The 16,784-nt window shown below is 69.3% G+C and carries 16 protein-coding genes and 3 tRNA genes; 9 read left to right on the top strand and 10 right to left on the bottom strand.

From position 1 onward, the window contains the following. Positions 1 to 80: 80 nt before the first annotated feature. Positions 81 to 155, top strand: a tRNA-Asp gene (locus ACFVDP_RS17505). A gap of 120 nt (positions 156 to 275) precedes the next feature. Then, positions 276 to 521: a DUF6274 family protein gene (locus ACFVDP_RS17500; protein ID WP_383490209.1), complete on the top strand. Its 246-nt coding sequence runs from the start codon at positions 276 to 278 to the stop codon at positions 519 to 521. Positions 522 to 1,013: 492 nt separating this feature from the next. Here ACFVDP_RS17500 and bldC read toward each other — a convergent pair whose 3' ends face one another. Both bldC and ACFVDP_RS17490 read right to left on the bottom strand, forming a co-directional pair. Continuing rightward, positions 1,014 to 1,220: a developmental transcriptional regulator BldC gene (gene bldC / locus ACFVDP_RS17495; RefSeq protein WP_003949541.1), complete on the bottom strand. Its 207-nt coding sequence runs from the start codon at positions 1,218 to 1,220 to the stop codon at positions 1,014 to 1,016. A gap of 475 nt (positions 1,221 to 1,695) precedes the next feature. After that, a complete protein-coding gene (locus ACFVDP_RS17490; RefSeq protein WP_383490207.1) occupies positions 1,696 to 2,565 on the bottom strand; it encodes a hypothetical protein in 870 nt (289 codons plus the stop codon). A 251-nt stretch (positions 2,566 to 2,816) separates the two neighbouring features. Between ACFVDP_RS17490 and ACFVDP_RS17485 the strand changes: the two genes are divergently transcribed. Both ACFVDP_RS17485 and ACFVDP_RS17480 read left to right on the top strand, forming a co-directional pair. After that, entirely contained in the window at positions 2,817 to 3,911 is a 1,095-nt protein-coding gene (locus ACFVDP_RS17485; RefSeq protein WP_383490204.1) for a Leu/Phe/Val dehydrogenase, read from the top strand. A 264-nt stretch (positions 3,912 to 4,175) separates the two neighbouring features. Then, positions 4,176 to 4,442 carry a DUF3073 domain-containing protein gene (locus ACFVDP_RS17480; protein WP_383490201.1) on the top strand — a complete coding sequence of 89 codons (267 nt, stop codon included), beginning with the start codon at positions 4,176 to 4,178 and terminating at the stop codon, positions 4,440 to 4,442. Positions 4,443 to 4,590: 148 nt separating this feature from the next. On the opposite strand, the gene purM is transcribed toward ACFVDP_RS17480, so the two are convergent. Then, positions 4,591 to 5,658 carry a phosphoribosylformylglycinamidine cyclo-ligase gene (purM, locus tag ACFVDP_RS17475; RefSeq protein WP_383490198.1) on the bottom strand — a complete coding sequence of 356 codons (1,068 nt, stop codon included), beginning with the start codon at positions 5,656 to 5,658 and terminating at the stop codon, positions 4,591 to 4,593. Between the two features lie 35 nt (positions 5,659 to 5,693). Then, a complete protein-coding gene (purF, locus tag ACFVDP_RS17470) occupies positions 5,694 to 7,220 on the bottom strand; it encodes an amidophosphoribosyltransferase (protein ID WP_383490195.1) in 1,527 nt (508 codons plus the stop codon). Between the two features lie 294 nt (positions 7,221 to 7,514). On the opposite strand from purF, the gene ACFVDP_RS17465 reads away from it, so the two are divergent. Continuing rightward, complete coding sequence (locus tag ACFVDP_RS17465) at positions 7,515 to 7,607, top strand: putative leader peptide (RefSeq protein ID WP_343238130.1); 93 nt, start codon at positions 7,515 to 7,517, stop codon at positions 7,605 to 7,607. Between the two features lie 171 nt (positions 7,608 to 7,778). Next, positions 7,779 to 9,176: a sulfatase gene (locus ACFVDP_RS17460; RefSeq protein WP_383490192.1), complete on the top strand. Its 1,398-nt coding sequence runs from the start codon at positions 7,779 to 7,781 to the stop codon at positions 9,174 to 9,176. Between the two features lie 41 nt (positions 9,177 to 9,217). Here ACFVDP_RS17460 and ACFVDP_RS17455 read toward each other — a convergent pair whose 3' ends face one another. From ACFVDP_RS17455 to purS, 6 genes are all read right to left on the bottom strand, one after another. Further along, positions 9,218 to 10,045, bottom strand: coding sequence for an META domain-containing protein (locus tag ACFVDP_RS17455; RefSeq protein ID WP_383490189.1), 828 nt, complete (start codon positions 10,043 to 10,045; stop codon positions 9,218 to 9,220). A 50-nt stretch (positions 10,046 to 10,095) separates the two neighbouring features. Then, complete coding sequence (locus tag ACFVDP_RS17450) at positions 10,096 to 10,902, bottom strand: sterol carrier family protein (protein WP_383490186.1); 807 nt, start codon at positions 10,900 to 10,902, stop codon at positions 10,096 to 10,098. Positions 10,903 to 11,050: 148 nt separating this feature from the next. Continuing rightward, a complete protein-coding gene (locus ACFVDP_RS17445; RefSeq protein ID WP_383490183.1) occupies positions 11,051 to 12,331 on the bottom strand; it encodes a hypothetical protein in 1,281 nt (426 codons plus the stop codon). Between the two features lie 113 nt (positions 12,332 to 12,444). Further along, positions 12,445 to 14,706, bottom strand: coding sequence for a phosphoribosylformylglycinamidine synthase subunit PurL (gene purL / locus ACFVDP_RS17440; protein WP_383490180.1), 2,262 nt, complete (start codon positions 14,704 to 14,706; stop codon positions 12,445 to 12,447). After that, positions 14,703 to 15,386, bottom strand: coding sequence for a phosphoribosylformylglycinamidine synthase subunit PurQ (gene purQ, locus ACFVDP_RS17435; RefSeq protein WP_383490177.1), 684 nt, complete (start codon positions 15,384 to 15,386; stop codon positions 14,703 to 14,705). The genes purL and purQ overlap by 4 nt, the downstream gene beginning before the upstream one ends. Continuing rightward, the gene (purS, locus tag ACFVDP_RS17430; RefSeq protein ID WP_383490174.1) at positions 15,383 to 15,649 is read right to left on the bottom strand and encodes a phosphoribosylformylglycinamidine synthase subunit PurS; all 267 of its coding nucleotides are present in this window, start codon (positions 15,647 to 15,649) and stop codon (positions 15,383 to 15,385) included. Before purS ends, purQ begins: the two co-directional genes overlap by 4 nt. 315 nt (positions 15,650 to 15,964) lie before the next feature. Here purS and ACFVDP_RS17425 point away from each other — a divergent pair, with 315 nt between their 5' ends. The 3 genes from ACFVDP_RS17425 to ACFVDP_RS17415 all read left to right on the top strand — a co-directional run bounded on the left by ACFVDP_RS17425 (position 15,965) and on the right by ACFVDP_RS17415 (position 16,665). After that, positions 15,965 to 16,303, top strand: a complete 339-nt coding sequence (locus ACFVDP_RS17425) for an Lsr2 family protein (protein WP_383490171.1) — start codon at positions 15,965 to 15,967, stop codon at positions 16,301 to 16,303. A gap of 135 nt (positions 16,304 to 16,438) precedes the next feature. Continuing rightward, positions 16,439 to 16,510 (top strand) — tRNA-Gly (locus ACFVDP_RS17420). 79 nt (positions 16,511 to 16,589) lie between these two features. Then, a tRNA-Gly gene (locus tag ACFVDP_RS17415) sits at positions 16,590 to 16,665 on the top strand. The last annotated feature ends 119 nt before the right edge of the window (positions 16,666 to 16,784 follow it).

Raw genomic sequence — 16,784 nt, 5'->3', positions numbered from 1 at the left:
GGGTGAGTTCGACCGCTGGGCCAGCACTGCTGTAGAGTCCTTCTCGCAGCGCAGGGAACGAACAAAGCGCCGCAAAGCCTGGTCCTGTGGAGCAGTTTGGAGTGCTCGCCACCCTGTCAAGGTGGAGGCCGCGGGTTCAAATCCCGTCAGGACCGCAGTAGAGAAGCCCCGCACCGTTGGTGCGGGGCTTCTTGCGTTGCCCGGGGCGCTCTTGACGGCGTTCCGCCCTCCCGGTAGGCCGGAACCACGAGCCGGCCGAGGCCAGGAGGTGGCACATGACGGCGGCGAGGCACGAACCCGGGCACGAGACGCGCGCCCTGCTGCGCGCCCACCTCTCCGCCGCGTCCGGTCACCGCCACCTCACCCGCCACTGCCCGGTCTGCCACCGCCTCCTGCGGCTCGCCATGGCCCCGGCGGCGGATCATCCGGCGGATCCGGCCAGGGGTGCCGCGGGAGAGGCCCTGGAGGGCCGTGAGAGCACCCCAGAGGGCGGCGGGGACGAAAGTCCCCCGAAGGCATGACCAAAGCCGACCCACGAGCCCCTCAACTGGTGGGAGCCTGAGGAGAGTCGGGAGAAGCGGGAGCGGCACGGAGGCACCGGAACCTCCTCTAGCGCACCCGTGTCATCCTCAACAAGCCGCCGGGCGTGTGACGGGTGTCACCGAACTAGTTTTGGAAACACCGTTTCTTACACCCCTCCTACAACTGCTCAATTTAATATGTGCAATTGCACTACCTTCACAGGCATCCCCCAGGGACCGATCAAGGTCCGACAAGAGCACGCACAGATCCCCGCCGCAGGCCGGGCCGGGCGCACAAAAAAGATCGCGCTGGACCCGGCGGAGTCCAGCGCGATCGACGACGCGCCCGTGATGCTGTGGAGATGACGCTTCAGCGGGCTCTTCGAAAGAAGGGGGTCTGTTGGGGCAGACCCGCGTCAAGTGGAGCTAGGGGTGGGCGCGGTACGGGTTGGGGGACCCGAAACGCCCGGTAATGCAGCGATATGCGATGCCTCAGGCCTCGCTGCGCTGCTGGGGGATGCCCGCCAGCAGTGCGCGGACCTCGGCCTCGCGGTAGCGGCGGTGTCCGCCGAGCGTGCGGATCGACGTGAGCTTGCCAGCCTTCGCCCAGCGCGTGACCGTCTTCGGGTCGACGCGGAACATCGTGGCGACCTCAGCCGGGGTCAGCAGCGGCTCGGCATCAGGGGTGCGAGCGGTCATGAGCGGCCTCCTCGGGAGAACCGAACCTTCTCGGTTCTTTCCTTTAAATTCTGCACCTTGACCCGCGTTGCCCGATATGGCGGACACGGGTCGAGTCGGTTATAGGACGAACGGCTTGTCCTCGGCACTACAACTACACCATCCGTCCAGCCGCGTCGGCCAAACCGATGGAATTGCCCTCCCAGGTGTTCATCAGCGACGGAAGCCGATGGACCATGCCATAGCGGACAGTCACGCCACAGTGACGATCAGTCACAGAGCGATCAGGAGTCGTCAGACCCCCCACAGACAGTGCAATGCTGAGTAATCCGTCCATGGTTGGACTTAGATGGACGGATGGAGCCCTCCCCGGACTCCTTGTCCTATTTTGGCACGAGGAGGGGTGATGGGCGCAAGAGCCCTGTAAGTGCGGTCCGTCACGCTTGAGTCATAAGCCCGGATCAGGACGTAGGTCCTAAGACCTCCGCACAAGGCGTCAGTTGGCGTACTGCCGGTCCCGCACCGCACGCCAGCGCTCCACGAGCCGCGTGTACGCCTCGCCCGCGCCGTCCCCGTCACCGGAGCGCAGCGCCGCGATGCCCTCGGCCACGTCCGCCGCCGAGTGGTCCTCGTCGAGCAGCCCGGCCGGCAGCGCGTGCACCAGACCGCCGTAGTCCAGTTCGACGTACGAACGCGGGTGGAACTCCTCGAGCCAGCGCCCCACATCTACCAGGCCGTCGATGAGCGGCCCCTCGTCGATCGCCTCGCGCAGCGCCCGCAGCCCGCGCGCCACCCGCCGCCGGGCCTGCACCATGGGGGTCCGGTAGCGCAGATACGGGGCGGCGGCTCCGGCCTCGGCGCCCTCACCGCCCTCGCCGCCCTTCGGCTCGTACTCCCGCTCCTCGTCCGCGACGAGCACGAACCAGTTCAGAGGCACCTGCCAGATCGACGTACGGATCCAGGGACGGGCGTCGGGGTTGCGCTCCAGCCAGCGCTCGTAGTCGGCCGCCGCCTGCCGGCGCACCACCGGCGGCAGCACCGCGTCCAGGACCGGGGCGGGCAGCTGCTCCGGCAGCTCGCCGAGCGCCTGCCAGCCGCGCAGCCGGGTCCGCCACGGGCACACGCACAGCACGCCCCCGACCTCGATCACGAACGCGTCGTCGCTCTCGTGCACCGGCACCGCGACGGGCGGCGTGGGGAGCAAGTCGGCCAAAGAGCGCCGGAGTTCGTCCTGGTACGACGGACGGCGCTCACGGCGCGCATAACGCTCCCAGTGGCCGCGCTCCGGCTGCGGGAACGCCGCGAGCGGCTCATAGACGCGCAGATACGCCGCGTACGGGACGGTCACCGACGACACCTTGGGCACGGTTGTTCCCTCCCCCGCCCGAAGGCTGGAAACCCTGAAAGCACTGCATATCGTCCCACCCGCCCCGGCGCCGGGACACGGCGGGATTCGACGGTACGTCCGCGGGCCCACGACGCGAGAGAGTGATCCTCGGCACTGCGCCCGTGGCGGGCCCGCACAGGTTCTAATCTCTTGCTCACGCACCACCACGGACGCCCGCCACCCGCACGGGAATCCGCTCAACCGCCGCTATGTACTTGGGAGTCACCACAGTGACCGATGTGACCGGCGCGCCTGCTGACGTTCTGCACACCCTCTTCCACTCGGATCAAGGGGGCCACGAGCAGGTCGTTCTCTGCCAGGACCGGACCAGCGGCCTCAAGGCCGTCATCGCCATCCACTCCACCGCCCTGGGCCCGGCCCTCGGCGGCACGCGCTTCTACCCCTACGCCTCCGAGGCGGAGGCCGTCGCCGACGCGCTCAACCTCGCCCGCGGCATGTCGTACAAGAACGCCATGGCCGGGCTGGACCACGGCGGCGGCAAGGCCGTCATCATCGGCGACCCGGACATCGTGAAGAGCGAGGAACTGCTGCTCGCCTACGGCCGGTTCGTGGCCTCGCTCGGCGGGCGCTACGTGACCGCGTGCGACGTCGGCACCTATGTGGCCGACATGGACGTCGTCGCGCGCGAGTGCCGCTGGACGACCGGACGCTCGCCGCAGAACGGCGGGGCGGGCGACTCGTCCGTGCTCACCGCCTTCGGCGTCTTCCAGGGGATGCGGGCCAGCGCCCAGCACCTGTGGGGCGACCCGTCGCTGCGCGGGCGCACGGTCGGCATCGCGGGCGTGGGCAAGGTGGGGCACCACCTGGTCGAGCATCTGCTGGCCGACGGCGCCGAGGTCGTGATCACCGATGTGCGCCCCGAGTCGGTGCGCCGGATCACCGATCAGCACCCCGGGGTGCGGGTCGCGGCCGACACGGACGCGCTGATCCGGGAGCCGGGTCTCGACATCTACGCGCCGTGCGCCCTCGGTGCGGCCCTGAACGACGACACCGTGCCCGTCCTGACCGCGAAGGTGGTGTGCGGCGCGGCCAACAACCAGCTCGCGCACCCGGGCGTCGAGAAGGACCTCGCCGACCGCGGGATCCTCTACGCGCCGGACTACGTGGTCAACGCGGGCGGCGTCATCCAGGTCGCCGACGAGCTGCACGGCTTCGACTTCGACCGCTGCAAGGCGAAGGCCGCGAAGATCTTCGACACCACGCTCGGAATCTTCGCTCGCGCAAAGTCTGACGGGATTCCGCCGGCCGCGGCGGCCGACCGGATCGCCGAACAGCGGATGGCGGAGGCACGCGGCAGGGGGTGATCGCGGCTCCTCGCGTAAGAAGAGTCACGCCGATCGGCGGGTCGCCCGCCGAGAAGAGGTTAAAATCGCAGCTGACCAGCGAGGACGGGGCTCCTGGCTGGTCCTGTGCACAGGCGCGTCCTGCGGGCGACGTACCGTATGGGCGTGGGCTCAGGTACCGTGGAAGCCCTACGGACCGGTCTCTCTGCGGAGAGCCCGTTCCAGATCATGAACGCGTGTCAAGACTCTGGGGCCGTGAAGCCCCATCACCGAGGGGGTCGAGCCATGGGGCGCGGCCGGGCAAAGGCCAAGCAGACGAAGGTCGCCCGCCAGCTGAAGTACAGCAGCGGCGGGACTGACCTCTCGCGTCTGGCCAATGAGCTGGGCGCATCGACGTCGGATCCAGTATCGAATCAGCCGCCGAACGGCGAGCCTTTCGAGGACGACGACGAGGAAGACGACCCGTACGCCCGCTATGCGGATATGTACGACGACGACGAGGAAGACGACTCTGACGAGTCAGGCCCTTCGTCGCAGCGCCGCGGCGCTTGACCTCGTAATACATCGAGCACAGAGCACATTGAATACATTGATCACATTGAGCGTTCTCAGCGCGTAACCCGCTGCTGGCGAACGCTGCACTTGCCCGGTCCAGGGTGGTCACCACGCCGGACCGGGTTTTGTGCTGCCTCGCGGCGCCTCAGCTCGCGTACGTACCCGTGAGCTCGGCGCCCGTCGCGTGGTCGCCGCGCTCGGTGATCTCGCCGGCCACCCAGGAGTCGACCCCCCGGTCGGCGAGGGTCGCGAGGGCGACGTCCACCGAGTCCTGCGGGACGATCGCCATCATGCCGACGCCCATGTTCAGCGTCTTCTCCAGCTCCAGACGCTCCACCTGGCCGGCCTTGCCGACGAGGTCGAAGATCGGGTCCGGGGTCCAGGTGGCGCGGTCGACCGTGGCGTGCAGGCCGTCCGGGATCACCCGGGCCAGGTTGGCCGCGAGGCCGCCGCCCGTGATGTGGCTGTAGGCGTGGACCTGGGTGGTGCTGGTGAGCGACAGGCAGTCCAGCGAGTAGATCTTGGTGGGCTCCAGGAGCTCCTCGCCGAGCGTGCGGCCCAGCTCGTCCACGTGCCGGTCGAGCGTCATGCCCGCGCGGTCGAAGAGGACGTGGCGGACCAGCGAGTACCCGTTCGAGTGAAGACCGGAGGACGCCATGGCGATCACCGCGTCACCCGTACGGATAAGGTCCGGGCCCAGCAGGTTGTCGTACTCCACGACGCCCGTACCGGCGCCCGCGACGTCGAAGTCGTCGGGGCCCAGCAGGCCCGGGTGCTCGGCCGTCTCGCCGCCGACCAGGGCGCAGCCGGCGAGCACGCAGCCCTCGGCGATGCCCTTCACGATGGCGGCGACACGCTCGGGGTGCACCTTGCCGACGCAGATGTAGTCGGTCATGAAGAGCGGCTCGGCACCGCAGACGACGATGTCGTCCATGACCATCGCGACGAGGTCGTGGCCGATCGTGTCGTAGACGCCCAGCTGCCGGGCGATGTCGACCTTCGTGCCGACGCCGTCCGTGGCGGAGGCGAGGAGCGGGCGCTCGTACTTCTTGAGTGCGGAGGCGTCGAAGAGGCCGGCGAAGCCGCCGAGGCCGCCGAGGACCTCGGGGCGCCGCGTCTTCTTCACCCACTCCTTCATGAGTTCTACGGCGTGGTCGCCGGCTTCGATGTCCACGCCTGCGGACGCATAGCTGGCACCAGTGGTCTCAGACATTGCCTGGGATCTTTCGGGTTGGTGAAAATACGGGTCTACGGGCGACGGATCGCGTCGGCCGCAGCCGTGGCAGCGGGTCCCGCGGCCAGTTCCGTCTCCAGGAGCTGCTTGCCGAGCAGTTCCGGGTCGGGGAGATCCATCGGGTACTCGCCGTCGAAGCAGGCGCGGCAGAGGTTCGGCTTGTCGATGGTCGTGGCCTCGATCATGCCGTCGATGGAGATGTAGGAGAGGGAGTCCGCCCCGAGCGAGGTGCCGATCTCCTCGACCGACATGCCGTTGGCGATCAGCTCGGCGCGGGTCGCGAAGTCGATGCCGAAGAAGCAGGGCCACTTCACCGGCGGGGACGAGATCCGGATGTGGACCTCCGCCGCGCCGGCCTCGCGGAGCATGCGGACCAGGGCGCGCTGGGTGTTGCCGCGCACGATCGAGTCGTCGACGACGACCAGACGCTTGCCCTTGATGACTTCCTTGAGCGGGTTCAGCTTCAGACGGATGCCGAGCTGGCGGATCGTCTGGGAGGGCTGGATGAAGGTACGGCCCACATAGGCGTTCTTCACCAGGCCCGCGCCGAACGGGATGCCGGACGCCTCCGCGTATCCGATCGCGGCGGGAGTGCCCGATTCCGGAGTCGCTATGACGAGATCGGCCTCGGCGGGAGCTTCCTTGGCGAGCTTTCGGCCCATCTCCACTCGGGAGAGATAGACGTTCCGGCCCGCGATGTCGGTGTCCGGGCGGGCCAGATACACGTACTCGAAGACACAGCCCTTGGGCTTTGCTTCGGCGAAGCGGGACGTTCGCAGGCCGTTCTCGTCGATGGCGACGAACTCGCCCGGCTCGATCTCGCGGACGTACGCGGCGCCGCAGATGTCGAGGGCGGCGGACTCGGAGGCCACCACCCAGCCGCGCTCCAGGCGGCCGAGGACCAGCGGGCGGATGCCCTGCGGGTCGCGGGCCGCGTACAGCGTGTGCTCGTCCATGTAGACGAGCGAGAAGGCGCCCTTGACCTGGGGCAGCACCTTGCCGGCCGCCTCCTCCAGGGTCAGCGGCTTGCCGTCGTCGTCGACCTGACCGGCGAGCAGCGCCGTGACCAGGTCCGTGTCGTTGGTGGCCGCCACCTGAGTGGCGCGGCCGTTCTCCTTGGGGAGGTCGGCGACCATCTCGGCGAGCTGCGCCGTGTTGACCAGGTTGCCGTTGTGACCGAGCGCGATCGAACCGTGCGCGGTGGCGCGGAACGTCGGCTGGGCGTTCTCCCACACGGAGGCCCCGGTGGTCGAGTAGCGGGCGTGACCGACCGCGATATGACCTTGGAGGGAACCTAGGGAAGTCTCGTCGAAGACCTGGGACACGAGGCCCATGTCCTTGAAGACGAGGATCTGGGAGCCATTGCTGACCGCGATTCCCGCGGATTCCTGACCCCGGTGTTGGAGGGCGTAGAGCCCGAAGTAAGTGAGCTTGGCGACCTCTTCACCCGGAGCCCAGACACCGAAGACGCCGCAAGCGTCCTGGGGGCCTTTCTCGCCGGGGAGCAGATCATGATTGAGTCGACCGTCACCACGTGGCACGCGACCGAGTGTAGACGTGATCGACCACTGGTCCGAATTGGGGACATGGGGTTTGACCGTTGACAGGCCGTGGCAGCGCGTCGGTGCACCGGTTCGCGGTGGTGTCGGCGGTGCCGTCCGAAGCTGGACGAAGATCCAAGCCCACCCTTCTGACCAGCACGAACTCCATGAGTACGGCGGCCGGGCGGTCGCGGCGCCGAATGTGACCCATGTCGCTGCCCACGGCGGGGCCGCGGTCCGGAGTGCGGACGCCCCGTTGACAGTGGCACGTCACTCTCGGCAAGGTTCCGGGTCATGCAGCCCCTCAGTGATCGCACGGTCACCCTTGTGGAGCGCCGCCACGTCGACCTGGTCCGTGTCGCGAGCGCCATCTGTCGCTGCGTGTGAGCTCCGCTCGTCGCCTGATCTTTTTCCCTTGGCCGTGATGCGCGGCTGAGGGCTGTTTGGGGCCGGTTCCACGTGCCCCGTCCTCTTTGTGCCGGGCTGCCGGTTTTCCGTGGTTGCTCGCGCCGTTCCCCGCGCCCCTTACGGGGCGCCACTTCCCCCGGAGTTCCTTCTATGCCTCCGCATGCCTTGTCCCGTCGTGCTGCCCTGGGTGGGGCCGCCGTTGCCGCACTCGGGGTTTCAGCCCCCTCCGCGTCCGCTCAGGAGCGGCCGTTCCGTGCCGCCGATCACCGCAGGTCCCGGCGGCCCAACATTCTGTTCATCCTGGGGGACGACCTGGGGTGGGCCGATCTGTCCTCGTACGGCGCGCCCCACATCAAGACCCCGAACCTGGACAGGCTGGCCCGGCAGGGTGTCCGTTTCACCGATGCCTACAGCGGGTCGGCGACCTGCTCGCCGACCCGTTTCAGCCTGTATACGGGCCGCTTTCCGGGGCGCACGAAGGGCGGGCTCGCCGAGCCGATCGCCGACCGGTCCGTCGGGCTCGACCCGAACCACCCCACCCTCGCCTCGCTGCTGCGCGGCGCCGGATACGCGACCGCGCTGATCGGCAAGTGGCACTGCGGCTATCTGCCGGACTACTCGCCCACCAAGTCGGGCTGGGACGAGTTCTTCGGCAACTTCGGCGGGGCCCTGGAGTACTACTCGAAGCTGGGGCTCGGCGGCGAGTACGACCTGTTCGAGGGGGACGTGAAGGAGGGCGACGCCGAGTACAAGGACCTGCGGTACTACACGCGGATCCTGACCGAGCGGGCGAGCGAGTACGTGCGCCGCGACCACGGGGACACCCCGTGGCTGCTCAACCTGAACTTCACCACCCCGCACTGGCCGTGGATCGCCGACGGGGACGAGAAGGAGAGCGCCGAGGTCGCGCGGAAGATCAGGGCCGGGGACGCGCGGGCGCTCTTCCACACCGACGGCGGGTCCGTGGAGAAGTACACGGAGATGGTCGAGGACCTGGACCGGTCGGTGGGCAAGGTGCTCGCCGCGCTGAAGGAGTCGGGCCAGGAGAAGGACACCCTGGTCTTCTTCGCCTCCGACAACGGCGGAGAGCGCTTCTCGTACAACTGGCCGCTGTCCGGCAACAAGGCGTCGCTCCAGGAGGGCGGCATCCGCGTGCCGACGATCGTGCGGTGGCCGGCCCGGATCGACGGCGGGCAGGTCAGCCACGAGCCGGTCTTCACGCCGGACTGGACGGCGACGCTGCTGGAGATCGGCGGCGCCCGGCCCGACCCGGCCCACCCGCTCGACGGCACCAGCCTCGCCGGATATCTGCTGCGCGGCGCGGAGCTGAAGGAGCGCGACCTGTTCTGGCGGGTGCGCGGGGAGCGGGCCGTGCGCCGGGGCGACTGGAAGTACTACCGGGGCAAGAGTGGCACCGACCAGCTGTTCGACCTCGCGGCCGACCGGCGCGAGCAGGCGGACCGGGCCGCCGACGAGCCCGCGCTGCTGGCCGAGCTGAAGGCGGTGTGGGAGAAGACGGACAAGACGCTGCTGCCATACCCGTCCTGAGCCGGTGGCGCCGTCAGGTGCCCGCGGTCGGGTGCCCGCCGTCAGGTGCCCGCGGTCAGGGTGATCGCGGTGCCGTCGGCCCCCGTCAGGATCAGGGCGTCGCCCTGGATGTCGTAGGTCGTCCTGCCCTTGAGGACGGTCCGCATCGTTTGCTCCACGTCGGACGCCTCGCCGACACAGCCCATCTTGGTGGAGGTGAGGGGGCCGAAGGTGATGTGGCCGTCCGCCACCGTGGCCTTGGCGTCGCCGCTGTTGCAGCCGAGGCGGGCGCTGACCGTGCCGTCCTTGGCGAAGACGAGGCGGGCCCGGCCCTCGGCGGCCTTCGGCAGGGCCTGGGCGGCGTCGTCGTTAGCGCCCAGTTCCGTGACGGTCCACCGGGTGCCGACGAGCCGGGCGTCGCGCTGCTTGACCAGCGAGATCGTGGCGCCGTCCGGGCCGGTGAGGGTCAGCCGGGCGTGGTCGCCGGAGGACTTGACGGTGTTCTCGGCGGCCAGGGCGTGGGCGAGGCTCTTCTCGAACGCGCGCTGCTTGGCGTCCTCGCAGTACATCTTCGTGGCGGTGGACCTGCCCAGTTCGACGCTGGCGTCGGTGACGGTGGCCGGGGCGTCGAACCGGTTGCAGCCGTAGTTGCCGCTGACACGGTCGTCCGAGACGAACTGCAGGTACGCGCCGTTCGGCGCCTTGGTCGTCGTCCCGTCCACCGTCATGCTCCGCACGGTCCAGTGGACGCCGGTGACCGGGGCTCCGCCGACCTTCACCGAGCCGGGAGCCTTCTCGTTTCCGCAGGCCGTGACCGTGCCGAGGGCGGCCACGGGCAGGGCCGCGAGGAGCAGGAAACGGGGGGCGCGGGGTTTGCGTTGCGTGAACATGCCGATTCGACGGGATCGCCCCGCCGATCGGTTCCGTCCGGCTGCCCGGTTCAGGCCATGATCGGCAGCAGGGCTTCCAGATCGGCCCGCTCGCCACTGGCGCTGACGAGCGCGTCGTCGAGCGCCGCCTTCCACGACGTACGTCCCGTGGCCAGGCGGAGCCAGGTGAGCGGATCGGTCTCCACCACGTTGGGCGGGGTGCCGCGGGTGTGCCGGGGGCCCTCCACGCACTGGACGACCGCGAACGGCGGGATCCGTACCTCGGTGGAGCCCCCGGGTGCCTTGGTGGCGAGCGCGTCGGCGAGCAGCCGGGTGCAGGCGGCCAGCGCCTGGCGATCGAGAGGGACGTCGAGGCCGGGCACCGCGTCGTTCAGGTCGTCGGTGTGGACGACGAGTTCGACGGTGCGGGTGACCAGGTAGTCGGCGAGCGTCATGGGGCCGGCCTGCACCGGGAGCACGCGGGTGTCGGCGGTCGCGGCCAGGATCTCGGCGAAGCGCTGTTCGGTGGCGGCCAGCAGGGCGGTCACATCCGGGTGTTCGGCGGCGATCTCGCGGCTGCGGTCCGCGATGCCCGGCGCGTTCGCGGCCGTGGCGAACGGCCAGTCGAGCGCGGCCTTCTCCGCCTTGGCGGGCTCCGGCAGCGCGAGGAACCGGTCGACCGCGCCGAGCGCCATCGAGGTGTGCGCGAGCAGGTCCCGTACGGTCCACCCGTCGAGCCGCGTCGGGGCGTCGAGCTGCTGCGGCGTCAGCTCCGCGGCCGCTTCCCGTACGTGCCCGAACTGGGTCAGGACCGCCGTGCGGATCTTGGCGGCATCGTAGGTGCGCGGGCGCTTCTTGGGTGTCCTGGGCGGGGCCATGGCGGTGACCCTACGCCCGTACCGCGAAGCCGTTCAGGCCCTTTTCGACCAGGGCGAACGCCCGCTCGGCGCGGTCGGCGGCGGCCGCTTGACACCGTGAGCTTCACGAAGGCGGCACCGGCGGTCGCCGGACAGGGCTGAGCCCGGCTCAGTACTCCTCGTCGAAGGTCGCGGTGTCCGGGAAGGTGATGTCGGTGCAGCCGTGGCGGCGGGCCTGGTCGTCGATGTAGGTCCGGAAGATCCGCTCGTACTGGCGCGAGGCCAGTCTCCCGAACCCGAAGGACATGGTCATGGTGTGGATCCGGGGCTTCCCGGCGCAGACCGAGGAGGCCCACCAGACCGGCTCCTCTACGTCTCGGCCCGCTTCGCCCGGCTCGGCCTCGGCCGAGGCGTGCGAAGCGGTCGATCTGCGCAACCGGACGTTCCGCGCGGCGTCGCCCGAGTAGGTGTGGAAGGACACGAAGTACTTGCCGGGACGGTCCGGGGAGTAGACGCTGTCCAGGCCGTCGCCCCGGACCTTCCACATGGTGTTCGCCCGCTGCGCGGAGAACACGAGGGCGCACCGCTCGTCCCAGGCCCTGGCGTCGGTGCGGCTCTCCAGGATCTGGTCGGCGGACTCGCCCCCTTCCGCGAGACCGCTGCTCCGGTACCAGGCGCAGGTGCCGTCGGCCTCGGCGGCGGGCGTCGGGCCCTCGGTGAGCGCGGGGATGTCGTCCGGGGCGTCGGGCAGCCGGTCGGCACAGCCCGCGCGCTCGGCGAGACGGTTGGCGGTGATCACGGCGGTGTCCGCGAGGACCGCCCGGTCGTGGCCGGTCAGCTGGCCCTCGTCGGCGAACGGCGAGTCGGGCTCCATGAGACCTGCCGACGCCCACAGCGACCCCACCGGCTCCCCGTTCAACCAGCCCTTGGAACACGGCAGTTGGACCGTCACCCCGGTGTCACTGACGGTGCCCGCGATGCCGCCGCCGAGCGGCTGGTCCGGGTAGACGTGAGAGGTGTAGGGGCCGCCGGCATCGAGCAGGTCGTCCCAGGGATCCTCGGGGGTGTAGGGCGACTCCCGGACCACCGACCCCATCGCCCCGGTGAAGAACCAGCGCTCGCCGCTGCTCGTGCCCGACTTCTCCCCGGCCTCGGTGCTGAATATCTCGCAGTCCTCGCCCGATATCAGGCTGTCGAGCTGCACGGTGCCCTCGTCGGCGACCCGGTGCGTGACGGTGCCGCCCGCCGGGGACAGGGCCAGCACGCGGCCGGCGGGCACCAGGCCCGCGCACGCCTCGTCGATCTGGTGCCGAGCGCTCAGGACCTGCCAGATCTCCTTGCCGCTCCAGCCGATGCCGACAACGGCGACCAGGCAGAACAGCACATTGACGAACTTCCGCGCACGCTCCGGTACCCGCACCGCTCCCCCGTCCCCCGTGGTCCCCTGCACCGCCGAAGCTATCAACTGCCACTGACAGCACAGCCGTGGCCGAAGAAAGGCGGGAAGGCCCCGCCCGGAACGAACCGGGCGGGGCCTTCGACCACGTACAAGCGGCAGAGCCGTCAGGCGAAGATGCCCGGCAGCGTCTCCTCGTGCGCCACGCGCAGCTCGGCGAGCGACAGGGCGAACTCGCCCTGCACGTCCACCGCCGCGTCGTCGCCGGCACCGTCCACGACACCGATGCGGGTGACGGGCAGCCCGCGCGCCCCGCACATGTCGTTGAACCGCAGCTCCTCGCTGCGCGGCACGGACACGACCGCGCGGCCCGCCGACTCCGAGAAGAGGAAGGTGAACGCGTCGAGCCCGTCCGGGACGACCAGGCGCGCGCCCTTCTCCCCGAGCAGCGCCGACTCGACCACGGCCTGGATCAGACCGCCGTCGGACAGGTCGTGCGCGGCATCGATCATGCCGTCGCGGGAGGCGGAGATCAGGATCTCGCCGAGCAGGCGCTCGCGCTCCAGGTCGACCTGCGGGGGCAGCCCGCCGAGGTGGTCGTGCACGACCTGCGACCAGGCCGAACCGCCGAACTCTTCCTTCGTGTCACCGAGCAGGTAGAGGAGCTGGCCCTCTTCCTGGAAGGCGACCGGGGTGCGCCGGGCGACATCGTCGATGACGCCCAGGACGGCGACGACCGGCGTCGGGTGGATCGCCGCCTCGCCCGTCTGGTTGTACAGCGAGACGTTGCCGCCGGTCACCGGGGTGCCGAGCTGGAGGCAGCCGTCGGCGAGACCACGGATGGCCTCCGCGAACTGCCACATGACGGCCGGGTCCTCGGGCGAACCGAAGTTCAGACAGTCCGAGACGGCGAGGGGCTTGGCGCCGGTGGTGGCGACGTTGCGGTACGCCTCCGCCAGCGCGAGCTGCGCGCCCGTGTACGGGTCGAGCTTCGCGAACCGGCCGTTGCCGTCCGTCGCGATGGCGACGCCGAGGCCGGACTCCTCGTCGATGCGGATCATGCCCGAGTCCTCGGGCTGCGCGAGGACGGTGTTGCCCTGCACGAAGTGGTCGTACTGCGAGGTGATCCACTTCTTGGACGCCTGGTTCGGCGACGCGACGAGCGCGAGGACCTGTCGCTTCAGCTCGTCGCTCGACGAAGGCCGGGGCAGCTTGTTCGCGTCGTCCGCCTGGAGCGCGTCCTGCCACTCGGGGCGGGCGTAGGGACGCTCGTAGACCGGGCCGTCGTGCGCGACCGTGCGCGGGTCGACGTCGACGATCTTCTCGCCGTGCCAGAAGATCTCCAGGCGGTCGCCGTCGGTCACCTCACCGATGACGGTGGCGATGACGTCCCACTTCTCGCAGATCTCCAGGAAGCGGGCGACCTTCTCCGGCTCCACGACGGCGCACATGCGCTCCTGCGACTCGCTCATGAGGATCTCCTCAGGAGAGAGCGTGGAGTCGCGCAGCGGTACGTCGTCCAGTTCGACGCGCATACCGCCCGAGCCGTTCGACGCCAGCTCGCTCGTGGCGCAGGAGATACCGGCCGCGCCGAGGTCCTGGATGCCGACGACGAGCTTCTCGGCGAACGCCTCCAGGGTGCACTCGATGAGGAGCTTCTCCTGGAACGGGTCGCCGACCTGCACGGCGGGGCGCTTCGACGGCTTGGCGTCGTCGAAGGTCTCGGAGGCCAGGATGGAGGCGCCGCCGATGCCGTCGCCGCCCGTGCGGGCGCCGTACATGATGACCTTGTTGCCCGAGCCGGACGCCTTCGCGAGGTGGATGTCCTCGTGCCGCATGACGCCGATCGCGCCGGCGTTGACCAGCGGGTTTCCCTGGTAGCAGGAGTCGAAGACGACCTCGCCGCCGATGTTCGGCAGGCCCAGGCAGTTGCCGTAGCCGCCGATGCCCGCGACGACACCCGGGAGCACGCGCTTGGTGTCGGGGTGGTCGGCCGCGCCGAAGCGCAGCGGGTCCACGACCGCGACCGGGCGGGCGCCCATCGCGATGATGTCGCGCACGATGCCGCCCACGCCCGTGGCCGCGCCCTGGTAGGGCTCGACGTAGGAGGGGTGGTTGTGCGACTCGACCTTGAAGGTGACCGCGTAGCCCTGGCCGACGTCCACGACGCCCGCGTTCTCCCCGATGCCGACGAGCATCGCGTCGGACTGCGGGGCCTTCTCGCCGAACTGGCGCAGGTGCACCTTGGACGACTTGTAGGAGCAGTGCTCGGACCACATGACCGAGTACATGGCGAGCTCGGCGCCGGTCGGGCGGCGGCCGAGGATCTCCACGACGCGCTCGTACTCGTCCTTCTTCAGGCCGAGTTCGGCCCAGGGGAGCTCGACGTCGGGGGTCTTGCTTGCGTTCTCTACGGTGTCGAGGCTCATGAGGCGGCGACCAGCTTCTTGAGGATCGAGGTGAAGAAGGGGAGGCCGTCGGTGCGGCCGGACCCGATGAGGGGCTCGACGGCGTGCTCCGGGTGCGGCATCAGACCGACGACGTTGCCCGCCTCGTTCGTGATGCCGGCGATGTCGCGGAGCGAGCCGTTCGGATTGACGTCCACGTACCGGAAGACGACGCGGCCCTCCGCCTCCAGCATGTCGAGCGTGTGCTCGTCGGCGACGTAGCGGCCGTCCATGTTCTTCAGCGGGATGTGGATCTCCTGGCCCGCCTCGTAGTCGGACGTCCAGGCCGTGCCCGCGTTCTCCACCCGCAGCTTCTGGTCGCGGCAGATGAAGTGCAGGTGGTCGTTGCCGAGCATCGCGCCCGGGAGCAGGTGGGCCTCGGTGAGGACCTGGAACCCGTTGCAGATTCCCAGCACCGGGAGGCCGGCCTTCGCCTGGTCGATCAAGGTCTCCATGACCGGCGAGAACCGCGAAATGGCGCCCGCGCGCAGGTAATCGCCGTAACTGAAACCGCCCGGCAGGACCACCGCGTCGACCTGCTTCAGGTCCTTGTCCTTGTGCCAGAGAGCGACCGGCTCAGCGCCCGCGAGGCGGATCGCACGCTGGGTGTCCCTGTCGTCGAGGGAGCCCGGAAAGGTGACGACGCCAATACGAGCGGTCACTTTTCGGCTCCCGTGACAAGCTCCTCGACCTTGACGGTGAAGTTCTCGATCACGGTGTTGGCGAGGAAGGTTTCCGCCAGCTCGTGGATACGGGCGAGCGCGGCGTCATCCACCGGCCCGTCCACTTCGAGCTCGAAACGCTTTCCCTGGCGGACGTCGGAGATGCCGTCGAAACCGAGGCGCGGCAGCGCACGCTGCACCGCCTGGCCCTGGGGGTCGAGGATCTCCGGCTTGAGCATGACGTCGACTACGACGCGTGCCACTGGCACTCCCGGTGTGTGGTGCTGAGCAGGTCCGTTCAGAGTACCCGCCCAAATCTTCTACTCGCGTAGACGGTAGGAATCTACGAGAGCCGGATCACGTTACGGCAACGACATGAGATCCGCACGGAAAATTAAGGGAAAGACACCGAAAGACCCTGGCATATCCACGAGGGCGGACACGCGGAGGTTTTTAAATGGTCTTCCCTCTACATTGCCGGACAGGGTAAAAAGGAATGGGCAGAAACCGGAAACAGACCGGAACAGTCGACATCTCCGCACGTCAAAGCGGGATGCCGGACGAAGGGACCGATATTCGTGGCGCAGCGTGTCGTAGTCACTCTCTTTGACGACATCGACGGCTCAGAAGCGGCGGAAACGGTCGCCTTCGGTCTCGACGGCAAGTCGTACGAGATCGACCTGAACCCGGCCAATGCGAAACAGCTCCGCAAGGCGCTGGCCCCGTACCTCCAGGCCGGCCGCAAGCGGAACGGCAAGGCGGGCAGGCCGGACAGGGCGGCCAAGGTGTTCAAGCACACAGCCGTGAGCCCGGACCCGGCCGCCGTGCGCGCCTGGGCCCGCTCGAACCAGCTGGACGTGCCGCCGCGCGGCCGCATCCCCAAGCGGATCTACGAGGAGTTCGCCAAGGCCAACTGAGGGCGGGGCGCGGCCCGCGGCCACCCCGTCAGATGCCCCTCGCGGCAACCGACTTGCGCTGCACCCCCGACGGTCGGCTACAGTTCGGAGCACGCCGAGGGGCAAGGCCGCAGGGCCGGACCCCACGGAGTACATGCGGGTGTAGTTCAGTAGTAGAACATCCCCCTTCCAGGGGGAAGGCGCAGTGTGCAATTCCTGTCACCCGCTCCGCATCGCGTATCGAACCCCCTTGGGGGTGCGGTAGGCTGATGCTCGCGCCGCTCAGTGAGAGCTGATCGGATGCAGTGCGAACGTAGCTCAGTTGGTAGAGCGCAACCTTGCCAAGGTTGAGGTCGCCGGTTCGAACCCGGTCGTTCGCTCCAGTTCCGAAGGCCCGGATCCCCCAGGGATCCGGGCCTTCGGCGTTCCCCGCCGCTCCTTCTGGCCCTCTGACATTTGTCATGTACGTCGATGACAGCGCGCACTGCCGCCCGGCCCCGGC

Source organism: Streptomyces sp. NPDC057694, assembly GCF_042799415.1.
In the GTDB taxonomy this organism is placed as follows: Bacteria; Actinomycetota; Actinomycetes; order Streptomycetales; family Streptomycetaceae; genus Streptomyces.
The sequence above is the reverse complement of the archived record's forward strand: the minus strand, read 5'-3'. Positions and strand labels throughout refer to the sequence as shown.